The organism is Klebsiella sp. BIGb0149 (assembly GCF_004362605.1).
GTDB classification, from domain to species: Bacteria; Pseudomonadota; Gammaproteobacteria; order Enterobacterales; family Enterobacteriaceae; genus Klebsiella; species Klebsiella terrigena.
Window position 1 is genome coordinate 368,617 of sequence record NZ_SNYG01000005.1, and the last position, 14,552, is coordinate 383,168.

Here is a 14,552-nt window from a genome sequence, read left to right on the forward strand (position 1 = left end):
GCATGCAGAACTTCTGGTCGTTCCTGAACCGGGAACTCCGCGATGTGCCGGGCCGGGCCAACTATACCCTGCGCCTGACGCTGAGCTGCGCGGTGCTGATCGTCCTGTTTATGACGCTGCAGATCCCCTTTCTGGCCGTCGCGCTGATCGTGGTGTTTTACGTCAGCCAGCCTAACGTGCTGATGATTAAGCTGGTGAGCGTGGTGTTTTTTATCACCGTCAGCGTGGCGCTGGGCTGCGTGCTGCTGATCATCAAATGGACCTATGATTATCCGCTGATCCGCCTGGTGGCCTCAGTGCTGCTGTTTTTCGGCGCGATCTACCTGATGCGGGTGCTGGGCAAGCTGGGGCTGGCCTTCTTCGTGGTGGCGCTGGTGGTGATCTACGCGCAAACCTTCCCGTCGATGACCAGTCAGAGCGAGATCCTGGTGCGCCTGCTGCTGTGGCTGTGGGTGGTTATTAACACCGCCATCGTGGTCACCCTGCTGGTTAACGCCTGTTTTCAGCAGGCGTTTCCCGGCTACCAGCTCAAGGCGCGGATCGTCGTCCTGCTGCGCCAGGTTGCGCAGCTCCTCGTGCAGCCGGGGCCGCTGAAAAACCAGCCGACGTTTAAAGAGATCGCCGAAAACTTTGCCCAGCTAAACTCGCTCTATAAGCAGGCCACCCGCTCCAGTCCGGAAATTGCCGCCGACCCGCAGGGGTGGCAATCGCTGATGGCCGCCGCGCTTCATTGCTATCACCTTGCCGCACTGCTTCAGCCGGGAGATGACCATCCCGCGGAGCGCCAGCAGCTCTCCGCCGCGCTCTCGGCATTGGCGGAGAACCTGCGCGCCGACACCCTGCCCGCGCGGCCGGAGATCGTCGCCCGGGATAGCGCCAACGGCGTGATCCTGCAGGAGATGGCCGCCACCCTGGGCAAGCTGGCCCGCGGCGAAGCGGTTGCGCTACCGGCCGGGGAAGAGGAAAAGGCCCCGCTGCTGCTGCCCGATGCCTGGAGCAATCCGGCCTACCTGCACTTCGCCCTCAAAACGCTGCTGGCGACCCTGCTGTGCTACGTTTTTTATACCGCCGCCGACTGGCAGGGTATTCATACTATTATGCTGAGCTGCGTGATTGTCGCCCAGCCGGGGCTAGGGGCGACCCTGCAGAAGACCTGGCTGCGCATCGGCGGCGCCCTGCTCGCCACCCTGCTGGCGCTGCTGATGATCGTCTACGTTCAGCCGCATACCGAATCCATCGTCGGGCTGCTGGCGATGACTCTCCCGGTGATGGCGCTGTCGGCGTGGATTGCCGCCGGCTCGGAGCGCATCGCCTACGCCGGGATCCAGATTGGCTTTACCTTTTCGCTGGCCTTCCTCAACTGGTTCGGGCCGCTGGCCAATCTCACCGAGCTGCGCGATCGGGTTATCGGCATCCTGCTCGGGGTGCTGGTCTCTTCGATCGTCCACCTCTACCTGTGGCCGGATAGCGAAGCCGTGCAGCTAAAATCTCGCCTGGCGCGGCTCTACCGGCAGATCGCCGGCTACCTACGCGCCGGGGATGATGAGGTCAAGCTGGTGCCCCTGTTCCACTCCCTGAACGGCGCCGAAACCCTGATGCATCGGGTGGCGGCCGAGCCGCTCAACGCCTGGGCCCACCCGCATCCGGAGGCCAAAACCTGGCCGGTCAAAGCGACCTGGCTCCAGGCCCAGGAGATCGTGCGCTTAAGCGAAGGCTACCGGCTGTACGCCGCGCCGGGGGATGATTTTCTCCCGCGCAGCGCCGCGCAGCTTCAGGCCTACGCCGAGGATATCGAACGCCAGCAGGCCGCGCCGGAGACGCCCCGCGGGCTGCATCCGGATCCGAACAACCCCTTTGGTCCGCCGCTGGCGACGCTACTGACGACGTTACCGACGTGGTCGTCCGCACCTTCAGATCTTTCGCGACAGGCAGATAAGTCATGAGAAAAATGGACACCGCAGCACGCTACCTGCGCTACTCACCCCTCGCCTTCGTCCTGCTCGCCGGGTGCGCGCTGATTCAGGACGATCCTTCTCAGGTCAGGATCGTCAACCCGCAGCAGGCGGAGCTCGCGCAGGTGATTCATCTGGCGAACAGCGGCTGGCCGACGGCCAGATGGTGGGAAGGCTATGACGACGCCCAGCTCAACATGCTGGTGAACCGCGCCCTGCAGAACTCCCCGACCATGCAGGCCGCCCGGCTGCGCATTTCGCAATCGCAGTCAACGGTAGAGCTGGCGCAGTCGGCAATGGGCGTGCAGGCCACCGCGGTGGCGGCGCAAAACCGCATGCGGGTGACCAATAAGCAGTTCACCTGGCCCTACTCCTACTCTCTGCCGGTCGATAAAAACGGTCCCTGGTACACCCTGAATACGGTAGGCGTCGGCGCCACGCTGAATATCGATCTCTGGGGCGCCGACCGCGCCCACGTCGCGGCGGCCATCGGCGAGAAGAACGCGCGCCAGGCGGAAACCGCCGGTATCGAGCTGGATCTTGCCAGCAGCGTGGCGCAGCTGTACTTCGCGATGCAGGCAACCTTCCAGAAAATTGCGCTGCTCGACCAGCTGGAAGAGATTGCCCGCCTGTCGGTACAGGCGCACGAGCACCGCACCCGTCGGGGCGTGGAGGATAGCGTCGATATCGCCAACGCCCAGGCCGAGCTGCTGGCGGCGCAGCAGCAGACGATTACCGCTAAAGGCACCCTGACCCAGTATCGCGAAACCCTGCGCGCGCTGATCGGCGCCGACGCCCGCAGCATGCCGGAGATCCACCCGGTGCCGCTGCCGACGCTGCAGGAAACGCTTCCCGATTCGCTCTCCTTCGAGCTGCTGGCCCGCCGCCCTGACCTGCAGGCGCTGCGCGGCTACGTCACCGCCTCGCTAAGCCAGGTCGATGCGGCGAAGGCGGCGTTCTACCCGCACTTCGATATCAAGGCCTTCTGGGGATATAACGCGCTGAGCGTCGGGGATCTGTTTAAATCATCGTTCCAGCAGATTAACCTGCTGCCCGGCCTCTACCTGCCGATCTTCGACGGCGGCCGCCTGAACGCCAACTTGCGCTCGGTGCGCACCGCCAGCAATATCCTGATCAAGCAGTACAACCAGGCCGCGCTCGACGCCGTTCGCGACGTGGCAATAAGCTCCAGCCAGCTCAACGATCTCAACCAGCAGGTGGCGCTCCAGCAGCTGAAGGTGACCGCCGCCATGGCCACTACCCACAGCGCCAGCGCGCACTATCAGCGCGGGCTGATCAGCTACTACGCCGCCCAGGAAGCGCGTCGGCCGGCCATCGCCCAGCGGCTGATGCTGCTGGATATTCAGGCCCAGCGCCTGAGCACCGACGTTACGCTGATCAAAGCGCTGGGCGGCGACTATCGCAGCCCGCTGGCGGAAGTTGGCGAGAAGTAATACCAGAAGCAATAAAGGCGGGGCGGCGAACCCGGCCCCGCAGAAGTGACGGCGCGCCTAGCTTAGCAGCCGCCACTCGCGCGCCTGGTTGAGCGCCTGGATGCGGCCGCTGACCTGCAGCTTTTCGTACAGCTGCTTGAGGTGCCATTTGACGGTCTCCGCCGAAATCCCCAGCTCCCGCGCCATCCCCTTATTCGAGTAGCCCTCGGCAATCAGGCGCAGGGTTTGCCGCTCCCGCTCGGTTAGGCGTACGTCCGGCGGCGCGGCGCATCCGGCGCTGAGCGGGATCCCGGCAGCGGCAAACTGCGCCAGCAGCTGCGTCAGGTCGGCGCTGAACTCTGCCCCCGCCGCGCCGCGTTTAGCGATCAGCTGCAGCAACGACGCCAGATCCGGGCCGCCGTCCAGCAGGCTGCGCAGCAGCTTCTGGCGTATTGCCCGCCGCAGCGCCGGAACGCCGACCGCCACGGCCTGCTCCAGGGCATTCGCCTGCCACAGGGCCCGGGCCTGCAGCAGCCGCAGGCGCACGGAGAACAGCCACTCCCCGCAGCGCTCCTGCTCGGCCGCCAGCGTATCGAGCCGCTGCGCCGCCGCCGCCGCCTCCCCTTTCGCCATCAGCACCCGGCTGTGGCTTAGGGCCAGGGAGGCGTGCGCCACGTCGCTTTTGTCCGCGTCGCCGGCCAGCGCCTGCAGCCGGGAGAGCAGCGCTTCGGCGGCGGAGGTGTCGCCGTCCTGCAGCAGCTGGCTGAGGCGCTCGGCCAGCAGCGGCGCCTGCGCCCGCAGCCAGCCGCGCTGGACCGCCAGACCTTCGGCATGCAGCAGCAGGGACTCGGCGTCCTCCGGGCGGGCCTCGAGGCGCGCCCGCCTCGCCAGCACGATGTAGCAGCGGCTAAAGCCGTCCGGCGGGCAAAAATCATCGATGGTCTCCAGACGCAGCGTCAGCAGCGCGTCAATGCGCTGCGTTTCCCCCTGCTCCCAGGCGATTTCGGCGAGGATCGGTGCCAGCGTCGCGCCGCTGCTGGAGCGGGCGCCGGTCTGCCGTTCCGCAGCCTCCAGCGCCCGGCTGGCCTGACGCCCGGCCTCCGCCAGGTTGCCCTGGCGCAGGTAGCCCTGGGCCATGACGAAGGCCCGGTATACGCCGACGAACAGGTTGCGGCTGGCCTCGCGCGTACCCGATACCCGCTGCTGCACGTCGAGGGCCTGCTGCGGCCGGGAGCTGGCGAGATGACAGTAGCTGAGAATGTTGCACACCAGGCCATCGACCCATACGTCGCCGCAGGGCACCTCCCGCAGCAGCGGCTCGACGATGGCAATGCTCTGCGGGATATTCTCGGCAAAGGCTTCGCAAATCGCCCGCACCACCCGCAGCTTGACCCACGAGCTGTGGGCTAATGCTTCGCCGCTGGCCGCCGCCAGGGTTTCGAGCGCGTCCAGCAGCTGGCGGGCATCCTGAAAGCGAAAGCGGTGCGCCAGCGCCCAGGCGAGGTTAATCTGCAGATCGATGCGCGAAGGGTCGGGATCCGCCGGCAGGTAGCGGATCCAGCGCACCATCGTGTCGATGTCCCCCTCTTCCGCCAGCGACTGCGCCCCGGCCTCCGCGTGCCCGGCGCCGCCCTTACCGGCGGCGAGGGCGTGGCGGATCGCCTCCGCCCACAGCTGCTGCCCGGCAAACCAGGCGCCGGCGCGCTCGTGCAGCCGGCGAATATCCCCCTCGCCGCCGTGCTGCAGGCGAGAGAGCAGCGCGTCGCGCATCAGCGGATGGTAGCGAAACCACAGCCCGCCCTCGTCGAGGGCGGAAAGAAACAGGTTGCGCTGCGCAATCCATGCCAGCATCGCCTCGCCGTTAGCTTTGCCGGTGACGGCGTCGCACAGCGCCGGATGCAGGCGGTTAAGCACCGACGTTTGCAGGAGAAAGTCGAGCACCTCGGCGGGCAAGGGGGCAAAAATGACTTCGTCAAGATAGCGGGAAATTGAGCGCGAGCCGGCGTTCAGCCCGCCCGCCGCCGGGTGGGAGTGCGCGGGGCCGCTGGATAAGGTAGCCATTTTCATCCCCGCGACCCAGCCCTCCGTCAGGGCCAGCAGCCGGGGGATCTCCTGCTGGCTGAACCCCGGCGCCGGCGCAGCGGAAAAATAGGCGCGGGCTTCGCCGACGTTAAAGCGCAGCTCGCTATCGTCCACCTCCACCAGCTGATCCTGCATCTGCAGCCGGCCAAGCGAAAGAGTCGGCTGGCAGCGGCTGCCGATAATCAGGTGCAGAGCGGCCGGGGCGTGGTTAAGCAGCCAGCTGAGCCCGGCGTGGATCGCCGGGTGGGAGATATTCTGGTAGTCGTCAATGATGAGGTACAGCGGGTGCGGGCAGCGGTGCAGCTGGTTCACCAGCTCCGCCAGAAACAGCGTGAGATCGGCCGCCGGGCCGTCATCCGCCTGGCGGAGGAAGGCCGGGCTCCACCCTTGCCACAGGGGCGCCAGCGCCGCCTGAAGATAGCGCATAAATAGCGCCGGGGGGCCGTCGTCTTCATCCATGCTCAGCCAGGCCAGGGCGTCACCCTGCTGCCGGCGATGGTGGTACCACTGGGCCAGCAGGGTCGTTTTGCCAAACCCGGCCGGGGCGCACACCAGCGTCAGCGCGCTGCCGGTGGCGGCGTCCAGGCGCCGCAGCAGGCGGTCGCGCAGCTGCAGCGAACCGGGTGAGCGAGGCGGCGTAAAGCGGGTGGCGATAAGCGGCAGCTGGCGCGTAAAGCCCAGAGGCTCTTCGGAAACACATTCACTCAGTGGGTCATCCGTTGCGGGCAAAAATTCCATCGTGCCGTTACCTTTTCAGCCAGTCCATTCCCCGAGTGTACCCAAGGAGAGGCGGTTGAACCAAGGCATCGCTGCGATATCCGAGCGCGCTCCAGCTTTTCATCACTGCGCCCCATTTCCCCCCCAGCTGGGGGGTAGGCCACGCCTATCCGCCGCTATAGAGTAATGCCATTCTCTGCCGCTGATGCTCCCCTGGCCCGCTGCGCCCTTCCCGCACCGGGCCCACAGCGCATCGGGCAGCCGTGGTTTATTAATCAGCTCAAGGTGAGTACAGAATGGCTATCGAAAATAAAGTGGCGTTGGTCACCGGCGCGGGTCAGGGCATTGGCCGCGGGATTGCTTTACGTCTGGCGAAAGATGGCGCATCGCTGATGCTCGTCGACGTCAACCCGGAAGGGATTGCCGCCGTCGCCGCTGAGGTTGAGGCCCTGGGCCGCAAGGCGGCCACCTTCGTCGCCAATATCGCCGACCGCGAGCAGGTTTACGCCGCGATTGACGAAGCGGAAAAGCAGCTGGGCGGCTTCGATATTATCGTGAACAACGCCGGGATTGCTCAGGTGCAGGCGCTGGCAGACGTCACCCCGGAAGAGGTCGATCGCATCATGCGCATCAACGTCCAGGGCACGCTGTGGGGCATTCAGGCCGCGGCGAAAAAATTCATCGACCGTCAGCAGAAAGGTAAAATCATCAACGCCTGCTCTATTGCCGGGCACGATGGGTTCGCTCTGCTGGGGATCTACTCCGCCACCAAATTTGCCGTCCGCGCGCTGACCCAGGCGGCGGCCAAAGAGTACGCCAGCCGCGGCATCACGGTAAACGCCTACTGTCCGGGGATTGTCGGTACCGGCATGTGGACCGAGATCGACAAGCGTTTCTCCGAGATCACCGGCGCGCCGGTGGGTGAAACCTACAAGAAATACGTGGAGGGCATCGCGCTGGGCCGTGCCGAAACGCCGGACGACGTGGCAAGCCTGGTCTCCTATCTCGCCGGCCCGGATTCTGACTACGTTACCGGTCAGGCGATCCTGATCGACGGCGGCATCGTCTACCGCTAAATCCTGACGCCGGGCCGCGTTCAGCGCGCGGTTCGGTTCGACTCGCCCTCTCCTTCAGTCCGCACGCCTTTTGCCGTCTTAATTTCCCGCTGAATTTCTGCTTAACCTTTTACTTCATTCGCTTCACTTCACCCGCACGCCCTCCGGTGATGCATCATAGCGCTGGACTTAATTTTATATTGATCATAATATTTTACCCGACATAAAATTATCGACATCAGCACCACGGAGCGAATACGTGAATACCCACCAGCATGCCGAGGGGCTGCGCGAGCAGAAAAAGCGCCTTACGCGCCAGCAGCTCTCCAACACCGCCACCGAACTGTTTATTCAGCACGGTTTTGATAACGTCACCATTGCCGATATTGCCGCCGCGGCCGGCGTGTCGAAAATGACCGTGTTTAACTATTTCCCGCGTAAAGAGGAGCTCTACTTCGATCGCATCGACGAAGTCCACCAGCTGCTGCGGCAGGCGTTCGATCGGCATCCCCAGCGGGCGCCGGTCGCGGTGCTGGAAGCGCTGGCCGAAGAGCTGATGAACCAGCAGCATCCGCTGGTGAGAATGGATCGTCGGGTGGCGGCGTTCTGGCAGGGCGTTGAGGCCAGCCCGTCTCTGCAGGCCTACGCCCTTGAGCAGTTTGCCCTTCTGACCCGGGCGCTGGGCGCCATGCTCGCGTCGCGCCTTCAGCGGCCGGCGTACGATCCGCTGGCGCAGCTGATCGCCAGCATCGTGCTCAACGGCTGGCGCATTGCCTACGGCGACGCGCTGCGCCTGCAGCAGGAGCAGCCCGCCGACGTCGTACGCGAGCGCTTTCTCGCGCTCCTCGAGCGCGGCTTTCACGCCGCCCGCGCCGCCGCGCAGGATACCCCCTATGCGTAGCATCCCGCGTTGAGCCGATCATGAACAGAACCCTGAGCGTCATTTTTATCACCATCTGGCTCGATGCCGTCGGCATCGGGCTGATCTTTCCGCTGCTGCCGCAGCTGCTTAAAGAGGTGGTCCATACCGGCGATATCGCCCCCTACATCGGCGTTCTGGCGGCGCTGTACGCCCTGATGCAGTTTATTTTCGCGCCCCTGCTCGGCGCGCTCAGCGATAACTTCGGCCGCCGCCCGATACTGCTGATTTCGCTGGCCGGGGCGGCGATCAACTACCTGCTGATGGCCTTTTCCAGCCATCTGTGGCCGCTGCTGCTCGGGCGAGCCATCGCCGGCCTCACCAGCGCCAACCTTTCGGTGGCGATGGCGTGGCTGACGGACGTGACGCCGGCGGAAAAGCGCGCCGGCCGCTTCGGGCTGTTCAACGCCACCTTCGGCGCGGGATTTATCATCGGCCCGGTGCTCGGCGGCGTGCTCGGCGATTACGCCCTGCGCCTGCCATTCATCGTCGCCGCGGTGCTGAACGGCGCGAATTTCCTGCTGGCGCTGCTGGCCCTGAAGGAGTCGCGCCGGCCGGCGAAGCGCAAAATGGCGCTCGCCGAGCTCAATCCCCTGCGGCCCATGCGCTGGCTATTCTCAGTCAAAGGGCTGCTCACCATCGCGCTGGTGTTCTTCTTCTTAAGCGCCACCGGGGAGGTCTACGGCACCTGCTGGACGCTGTGGGGACAGGATATGTTTCACTGGAACGGGCTGTGGGTCGGCCTGTCGCTGGGCGCGTTCGGCGTGTGCCAGATGCTGGCGCAGGCCTTTCTGCCCGGCCCGGCAACCCGCAGGCTCGGCGAGCGCGGGGCCATTCTCTGCGGCATCGCCAGCGCCAGCGCGGCGCTGATTATCCTGTCGCTGGCCCAGCAGGGCTGGATCGTCTTTGCGGTGATGCCGCTGATCGCCCTCGGCGGGATCGGCACGCCCGCCCTGCAGGCGCTGGCCACCCGCCAGGTCAACGACGACCGGCAGGGGCAGCTGCAGGGCGTACTGGCCTCCACCGTCAGCCTGGCGTCGATCGTCGCGCCGCTGGCCTTTTCGTCGCTCTATTTCGCCCTCAGGACGCGGTGGCCCGGGGCGATCTGGCTGTCGGTGGTGGTGCTGTACGCCGTTGCCGTGCCGCTCATTTACCGCTGCACGCGCCGGAAGCCGTAGCTCGCAGACGAAAAAAAACCGGCGCATCAGGCGCCGGTTTGCCGGATATCGTTTCTTTTACCGTCAGGCGTTAGTCGCCGGTTTCTGAGCGGTTTTAGTCTGGGTATTTTCCAGCATCCGGCGTACCGGAACGATCAGCACGCAGAGTACGGCGGCGCAGATCAGCAGCGCAATCGAGCAGCGGGCGAAGAGATCCGGCAGCATATCCAGCTGATCGGCCTTGACGTGGCCGCCAATCAGGCCGGCGGCCAGGTTACCCAGCGCGCTGGCGCAGAACCACAGCCCCATCATCTGGCCGCGCATTCTTTCCGGCGCCAGCAGGGTCATGGTCGCCAGGCCAATCGGGCTCAGGCACAGCTCGCCCAGCGTCAGCATCAGAATACTGCCCACCAGCCACAGCGGCGATACGCCCGCTCCGCTGCTGCTCAGCACGTTCTCAGCGGCCAGCATCATCAGACCGAAGCCGCCGGCGGCGCAGAGAATGCCGATAACGAACTTGGTGATGCTGCTCAGGCGGACGTTTTTACGCGCCATCGCCGGCCATGCCCAGCTGAATACCGGCGCCAGCAGAATGATAAACAGGGCGTTAATCGACTGGAACCATACCGCCGGAATTTCGAAGCTGCCGATGGTGCGGTTGGTGTAGTCGTTGGCAAACAGGTTAAACGACGTCGGCTTCTGCTCGAAGGCCGACCAGAAGAAGGCGGCGGAGACCAGCAGAATAAAGCACACCAGCAGGCGAGCGCGCTCTTTGCGGGTCAGGCCGGCTAAGGCGAACAGATAGATAAAGTACAGCGCCACCGACGCCGCAATGACGTACACCAGGGTGCTGGCGACCGCCACGGGGTTAATCACGATAACGCCCTGAGCAATCAGGACAATCACCGCCGCAACCCCGACCGCCAGCGCCAGCAGCCAGGCGCCGACGCCGTTTTTCTTCGCCACCGGGCTATTCCATGTGGAGTCGAGGCCCACTTCGCTGTCGTAGCGCTTCATGGCCGGAACGGCGAACAGGCGGAAGATAACCAGCGCCACCAGCATCCCGATACCGCCGATACCAAAGCCCCAGTGCCAGCCGTGGGATTTGATAAGCCAGCCGGAGATCAGCGGGGCAATAAACGAGCCCATGTTGATGCCCATATAGAACAGCGAGAACCCGCCGTCGCGGCGCGCGTCGCCCTTCTTATACAGCGTGCCGACCATCACCGAGATACAGGTCTTAAACAGGCCGGAACCGAGCACGATAAACATCAGCCCGATAAAGAACAGGGTGTCGCCCATCCACGCAGAGAGGGCAATCGACAGATGGCCGAGCGCAATCAGAATCGAGCCGTACCAGACGGCCTTTTGCTGACCCAGCCAGTTATCCGCCAGCCAGCCGCCCGGCAGCGCCGCGAGGTACATGCTGCCGGCGAAGATGCCGACGATCGCCGACGCGTTTTCGCGCGCCAGCCCCATGCCGCCGTCATAGACGGTGGCGGCCATAAACAGGATTAAAAGCGGGCGAATGCCGTAAAAAGAGAATCGCTCCCACATTTCGGTAAAAAACAGCGACCCTAGCGGATAGGGGTGACCAAAGAAGGTCCGAGTTTCGTTTTTATTAACAGAGGAATGCATAACTTCTCCCAATAAGGTGCGCCGAAGCGCTTGTAAATCGCGGAAAGCGCGTTGACCATTTTTTCATTTGGCCAATCATTTACTTAAAATTTAATATTATTTAACCATTTGATAACCGGATGGTGGTTTTGTCTAGCCCCTTACCCAGACTTTTTAGATGAAAAGTCGACAAACGTCTACTTTTATAGATTTTAAGTTGGTTGGGCCGTGAATACTGTTGACATTGCCATGCCGGGAATTTCTACAATTTTATTGTTTATAAACATAACGTTAATGAATATCCATTCAGTATAAATGGATAGCCAGCGGCGGCGGGATAGCGTGATTAAAACCGGGATAAATGTAGGGTTGGCAGGGTCTACGGCGGGAAATGAGGATAAACAGGGCTCTTGATTTTGCGCGGTCGTCAAACGGCAGCGGCCCCCTGCGGCTAAGCAGGGGGCGGACTCCTATGCGGCATCCTGTAACATAAACATCCCGTAGGGATGAATCTGCAGGTAGTAGCTCTCCCCGACGTCGGGCTGCAGGCGGGTGGCGTTGATTTGCAGCAAAATCTGCTGGCCGTGCCACTCAACGATCGCCTCATACTGCGGCCCCATATAGGCCACGTGGCGGATGACGCAGCGCTGGCTCTCAAGCCCCTGCTGGCTGAGGGTAATCGCCTCCGGGCGGACGCCGACGGTGCCGCTTCCGCTGGCGGTAAAGTGCGGCGGACGCGGCAGACGATAGCCGTGGATCTCCACGCTCTCGGCGCTGAAGCTGGCCGGGAACAGGTTCGCGTCGCCCATAAAGCTGGCCATAAAGCGTGAAGCCGGCTGACGATACAGATCCTGCGGCGAGCCAATCTGCATGATGCTGCCTTTGTTCATCACCAGCACCGTATCGGAGACCGCAAAGGCCTCGCTCTGATCGTGGGTGACGTACAGCGAAGTAATATTGAACTGCTTTTGCAGCTCGCGGATCTTATCCCGCATGCTGCGGCGCAGGTTGGCGTCAAGGTTGCTCAGCGGCTCGTCGAACAGCAGCACCTTCGGCTTGAGGATCAGCGCCCTGGCCAGCGCCACGCGCTGCTGCTGCCCGCCAGAGATCTGATCGACAAAGCGATCCTCATAGCCCTCCAGGTCGACCATCGCCAGCGCCTCCTTCACCCGCGCTTTTGTCTCGCTGCGCGATACGCCGAGCATCTTCAGGCCGTAGCCGACGTTTTCCCCCAGCGACATATGGGGAAACAGCGCGTAGGACTGGAACACCATGCAGATATCGCGCTGCTGGATGGAGCGGTGGGTAACGTCTTCGCCATCGATAAAAATCTGCCCGCTGGTGGGCTTTTCCAGCCCGGCCACCAGCCGCAGCACCGTGGTTTTCCCGCAGCCGGACGGGCCGAGCAGCGTCACCATCTGCCCCTGCGGAATGGCAAGGTTAATGGTTTCGATAACGGTGTTATCGCCAAAGCGCTTGCCGACGTTGCGCAGCTCAACGAAATGTTTTTGAGTCATAGAATTACGCCTGATTTTTGGCTTTTGAGCGGGAGATTCGCGCCTCGCCGATCAGCCAGTCAAAGAGGAAAATAATCGCCAGCATCACGACTATCAGAATGGAGCCGTAGGCGATCGCCACGCCGTATTCGCCGTCTTCTACCCGGTTGAGAATGTAGGCCGTTGCCACCCGGGTATCCGGCGTGACGAGGAAGACAATCGCGCTGACGGTGGTAATGGCGCGCACGAAGCTGTAAATCAGCGCCGACAAAATAGCCGGGCGCAGCAGCGGCAGCAGGATATGGGTAATGGTGCGTAGGCTCCCGGCGCGCAGGCTCAGCGAGGCCTCATCCAGCGATTTATCGATCTGGCCCAGGCCGGCAATGCCCGCGCGAATGCCGACCGGCACGTTGCGCATCACCATCGACATAATCACAATCGCCGCCGTGCCGGTGAGGTAAACCGGCGCGCTGTTGAAGGCCAGGATGTACGACACCCCCGCCACGGTGCCGGGAACCGCGAAGCACAGCATGGTGGTAAATTCGATGGTCTTTTTGCCCCTGAACTGCTGGCGCACGACGACCCAGGCGATCAGCAGGCCAAAACCGGCGGTGATCGGCGCCGCAATCCCGGCATACAGCAGGGTATCAAGCAGCGAAGGCCACGCGCCGTCGCTCATTCCCTGGCCAAACAGCTTAATAAAGTTATCCAGCGTCAGGGTATAGTCCACGCCCCAGTTGACGGTGAAGCTGCCGTAGAAAATGCTGCCGTAGAGCAGGGCGTTGAAGGCAATCCAGATTGCCAGCAGGGCCACCACGCCCCGCACCAGCATCGCCGGCAGCGGCTGCACGTCGCCGCGGTAGGACTTGCCGGAAACGGTCACGTAGGAGCGCTTGCCAATCCACATATACTGCACGCAGAACACCAGCAGCGAGAACAGCAGCAGGAATGCGCCAAGGGTGCTGGCGGCCTGATAATCCAGCTGCGAGCCGGTAATGTAGAAGTAGATCTGCGTCGCCAGCACGTCGAAGTTGCCGCCCAGCACCAGCGGGTTGCTGAAGTCGGCCAGCGACTGCACGATAACGATCAGGAAGGCGTTCGCCAGCGCCGGCTTGAGCAGCGGGACGAATACGCCGTTAAAGGTTTGCCAGCGGCTGGCGCGCAGGGTATACGACGCCTCCTCGAGCGAGGGGTGAATGGTCTTGATGGCGCCGTCGAGGATCATAAACGCCATCGGGGTAAAGGCCAGCACCTGCGCCAGCCAGATGCCGGTAAAACCGTACAGCCAGTTGGTGTTGGTCAGCCCGAACCAGGTCACCATAAATTCGGTCACGTAGCCGGAGCGCCCCATCATCAGCGTCACGCCAAGCCCCACCACGAACGGCGGCGTGACGATCGGCAGAATCGAGAAGATGCGCCCGATGATAGCGCTGCGCTTCGCGATGCGGGTGGTGTAAATCGCCAGCACCAGGCCGAAGAAGGTGCAGCCGATCCCGACGGCAATCGACAGCAGGATCGAGTTGATAATGACCTGCACGATATGCGCCTGGGAGAGGACGCTGAGGAAGGCCAGCGGCGCGAACTCCCCGGCGGCGTTGGTGAACATCGGGATAAAAATGGCGATGCTCGGCCAGACGATAAAAATGCCGATCAGCGCGATGATGGTAATCAGCGAGCCGATGACAAAGCGATCGCCGCCCAGCCACTCGAGGCGCGTCAGCGCCAGGGTCATGATGGCGCCCAGCGCCACGAACAGCACGATGGCGGCATAGCCTAAACCCCGGCCCTCTACGCTGGCGCTGATGACGATAAAGGCCATGCACAGCAGCGCCCAGCCGGCGTCAAAATAGTGGCGGGCCCGCTGTTCGCGGCGCGCTTCGCTCAGCGGGCGAACCAGCAGCAGGCTCGGCAGCAGGTACCACAGCCAGCTAACGTTGATCTGCGACCAGCCGTAGGCGGCGAGGATCTCGTCGCGCGTCGACTCCAGCAGGCCATAATCCAGGCTCCAGCCCGGCAGCAGGGCAAACGCCAGCCAGCCGAGTAAAACCCACAGGAATACCGCATCCCGTTTTTTCGCGGGATGAAGAGCTAATGTGTGTGACATAAGTTTTCCGGGTGCTGTTG

At 63.3% G+C, this 14,552-nt stretch carries 8 protein-coding genes and 1 pseudogene; 5 read left to right on the forward strand and 4 right to left on the reverse strand.

All coding sequences use genetic code 11. From position 1 onward, the window contains the following. Nucleotides 1-2 precede the first annotated feature (2 nt). Nucleotides 3-1,943 (forward strand): FUSC family protein, encoded by a 1,941-nt coding sequence (locus tag EDF75_RS19055; protein ID WP_133600516.1) that lies wholly within the window; start codon nucleotides 3-5, stop codon nucleotides 1,941-1,943. Next, on the forward strand, nucleotides 1,940-3,406 hold the full coding sequence (locus EDF75_RS19060) for an MdtP family multidrug efflux transporter outer membrane subunit (RefSeq protein WP_133600517.1): 1,467 nt from the start codon (nucleotides 1,940-1,942) through the stop codon (nucleotides 3,404-3,406). Before EDF75_RS19055 ends, EDF75_RS19060 begins: the two co-directional genes overlap by 4 nt. A 57-nt stretch (nucleotides 3,407-3,463) precedes the next feature. Here EDF75_RS19060 and EDF75_RS19065 read toward each other — a convergent pair whose 3' ends face one another. Next, entirely contained in the window at nucleotides 3,464-6,205 is a 2,742-nt protein-coding gene (locus tag EDF75_RS19065) for a LuxR C-terminal-related transcriptional regulator (protein ID WP_133600518.1), read from the reverse strand. 275 nt (nucleotides 6,206-6,480) lie between these two features. Between EDF75_RS19065 and EDF75_RS19070 the strand changes: the two genes are divergently transcribed. The 3 genes and pseudogenes from EDF75_RS19070 to EDF75_RS19080 all read left to right on the forward strand — a co-directional run bounded on the left by EDF75_RS19070 (nucleotide 6,481) and on the right by EDF75_RS19080 (nucleotide 9,336). Continuing rightward, complete coding sequence (locus tag EDF75_RS19070) at nucleotides 6,481-7,260, forward strand: acetoin reductase (protein ID WP_123708737.1); 780 nt, start codon at nucleotides 6,481-6,483, stop codon at nucleotides 7,258-7,260. A 238-nt stretch (nucleotides 7,261-7,498) separates the two neighbouring features. Next, nucleotides 7,499-8,086, forward strand: a pseudogene (locus EDF75_RS19075) (TetR/AcrR family transcriptional regulator); the annotation flags it as partial. Further along, entirely contained in the window at nucleotides 8,002-9,336 is a 1,335-nt protein-coding gene (locus EDF75_RS19080; protein ID WP_463671440.1) for a TCR/Tet family MFS transporter, read from the forward strand. The pseudogene EDF75_RS19075 and the gene EDF75_RS19080, both read left to right, overlap by 85 nt. A 63-nt stretch (nucleotides 9,337-9,399) precedes the next feature. Here the strand turns inward: EDF75_RS19080 and EDF75_RS19085 are convergent, their stop codons facing one another. The 3 genes from EDF75_RS19085 to EDF75_RS19095 all read right to left on the reverse strand — a co-directional run bounded on the left by EDF75_RS19085 (nucleotide 9,400) and on the right by EDF75_RS19095 (nucleotide 14,532). Beyond that, the gene (locus EDF75_RS19085; RefSeq protein ID WP_133600521.1) at nucleotides 9,400-10,953 is read right to left on the reverse strand and encodes a peptide MFS transporter; all 1,554 of its coding nucleotides are present in this window, start codon (nucleotides 10,951-10,953) and stop codon (nucleotides 9,400-9,402) included. Nucleotides 10,954-11,402: 449 nt separating this feature from the next. After that, nucleotides 11,403-12,449 (reverse strand): ferric ABC transporter ATP-binding protein, encoded by a 1,047-nt coding sequence (gene fbpC / locus EDF75_RS19090; RefSeq protein ID WP_045857214.1) that lies wholly within the window; start codon nucleotides 12,447-12,449, stop codon nucleotides 11,403-11,405. A gap of 4 nt (nucleotides 12,450-12,453) precedes the next feature. After that, entirely contained in the window at nucleotides 12,454-14,532 is a 2,079-nt protein-coding gene (locus tag EDF75_RS19095; protein ID WP_133600522.1) for an ABC transporter permease, read from the reverse strand. Nucleotides 14,533-14,552 lie beyond the last annotated feature (20 nt).

Bases quoted from the DNA above. Each gene is read 5' to 3' on its own strand.
- EDF75_RS19055 (WP_133600516.1), top strand. From the start codon at position 3: ATGCAGAACTTCTGGTCGTTCCTGAACCGGGAACTCCGCGATGTGCCG.
- EDF75_RS19060 (WP_133600517.1), top strand. From the start codon at position 1,940: ATGAGAAAAATGGACACCGCAGCACGCTACCTGCGCTACTCACCCCTC.
- EDF75_RS19065 (WP_133600518.1), bottom strand. From the start codon at position 6,205: ATGGAATTTTTGCCCGCAACGGATGACCCACTGAGTGAATGTGTTTCC.
- EDF75_RS19070 (WP_123708737.1), top strand. From the start codon at position 6,481: ATGGCTATCGAAAATAAAGTGGCGTTGGTCACCGGCGCGGGTCAGGGC.
- EDF75_RS19085 (WP_133600521.1), bottom strand. From the start codon at position 10,953: ATGCATTCCTCTGTTAATAAAAACGAAACTCGGACCTTCTTTGGTCAC.
- fbpC (WP_045857214.1), bottom strand. From the start codon at position 12,449: ATGACTCAAAAACATTTCGTTGAGCTGCGCAACGTCGGCAAGCGCTTT.
- EDF75_RS19095 (WP_133600522.1), bottom strand. From the start codon at position 14,532: ATGTCACACACATTAGCTCTTCATCCCGCGAAAAAACGGGATGCGGTA.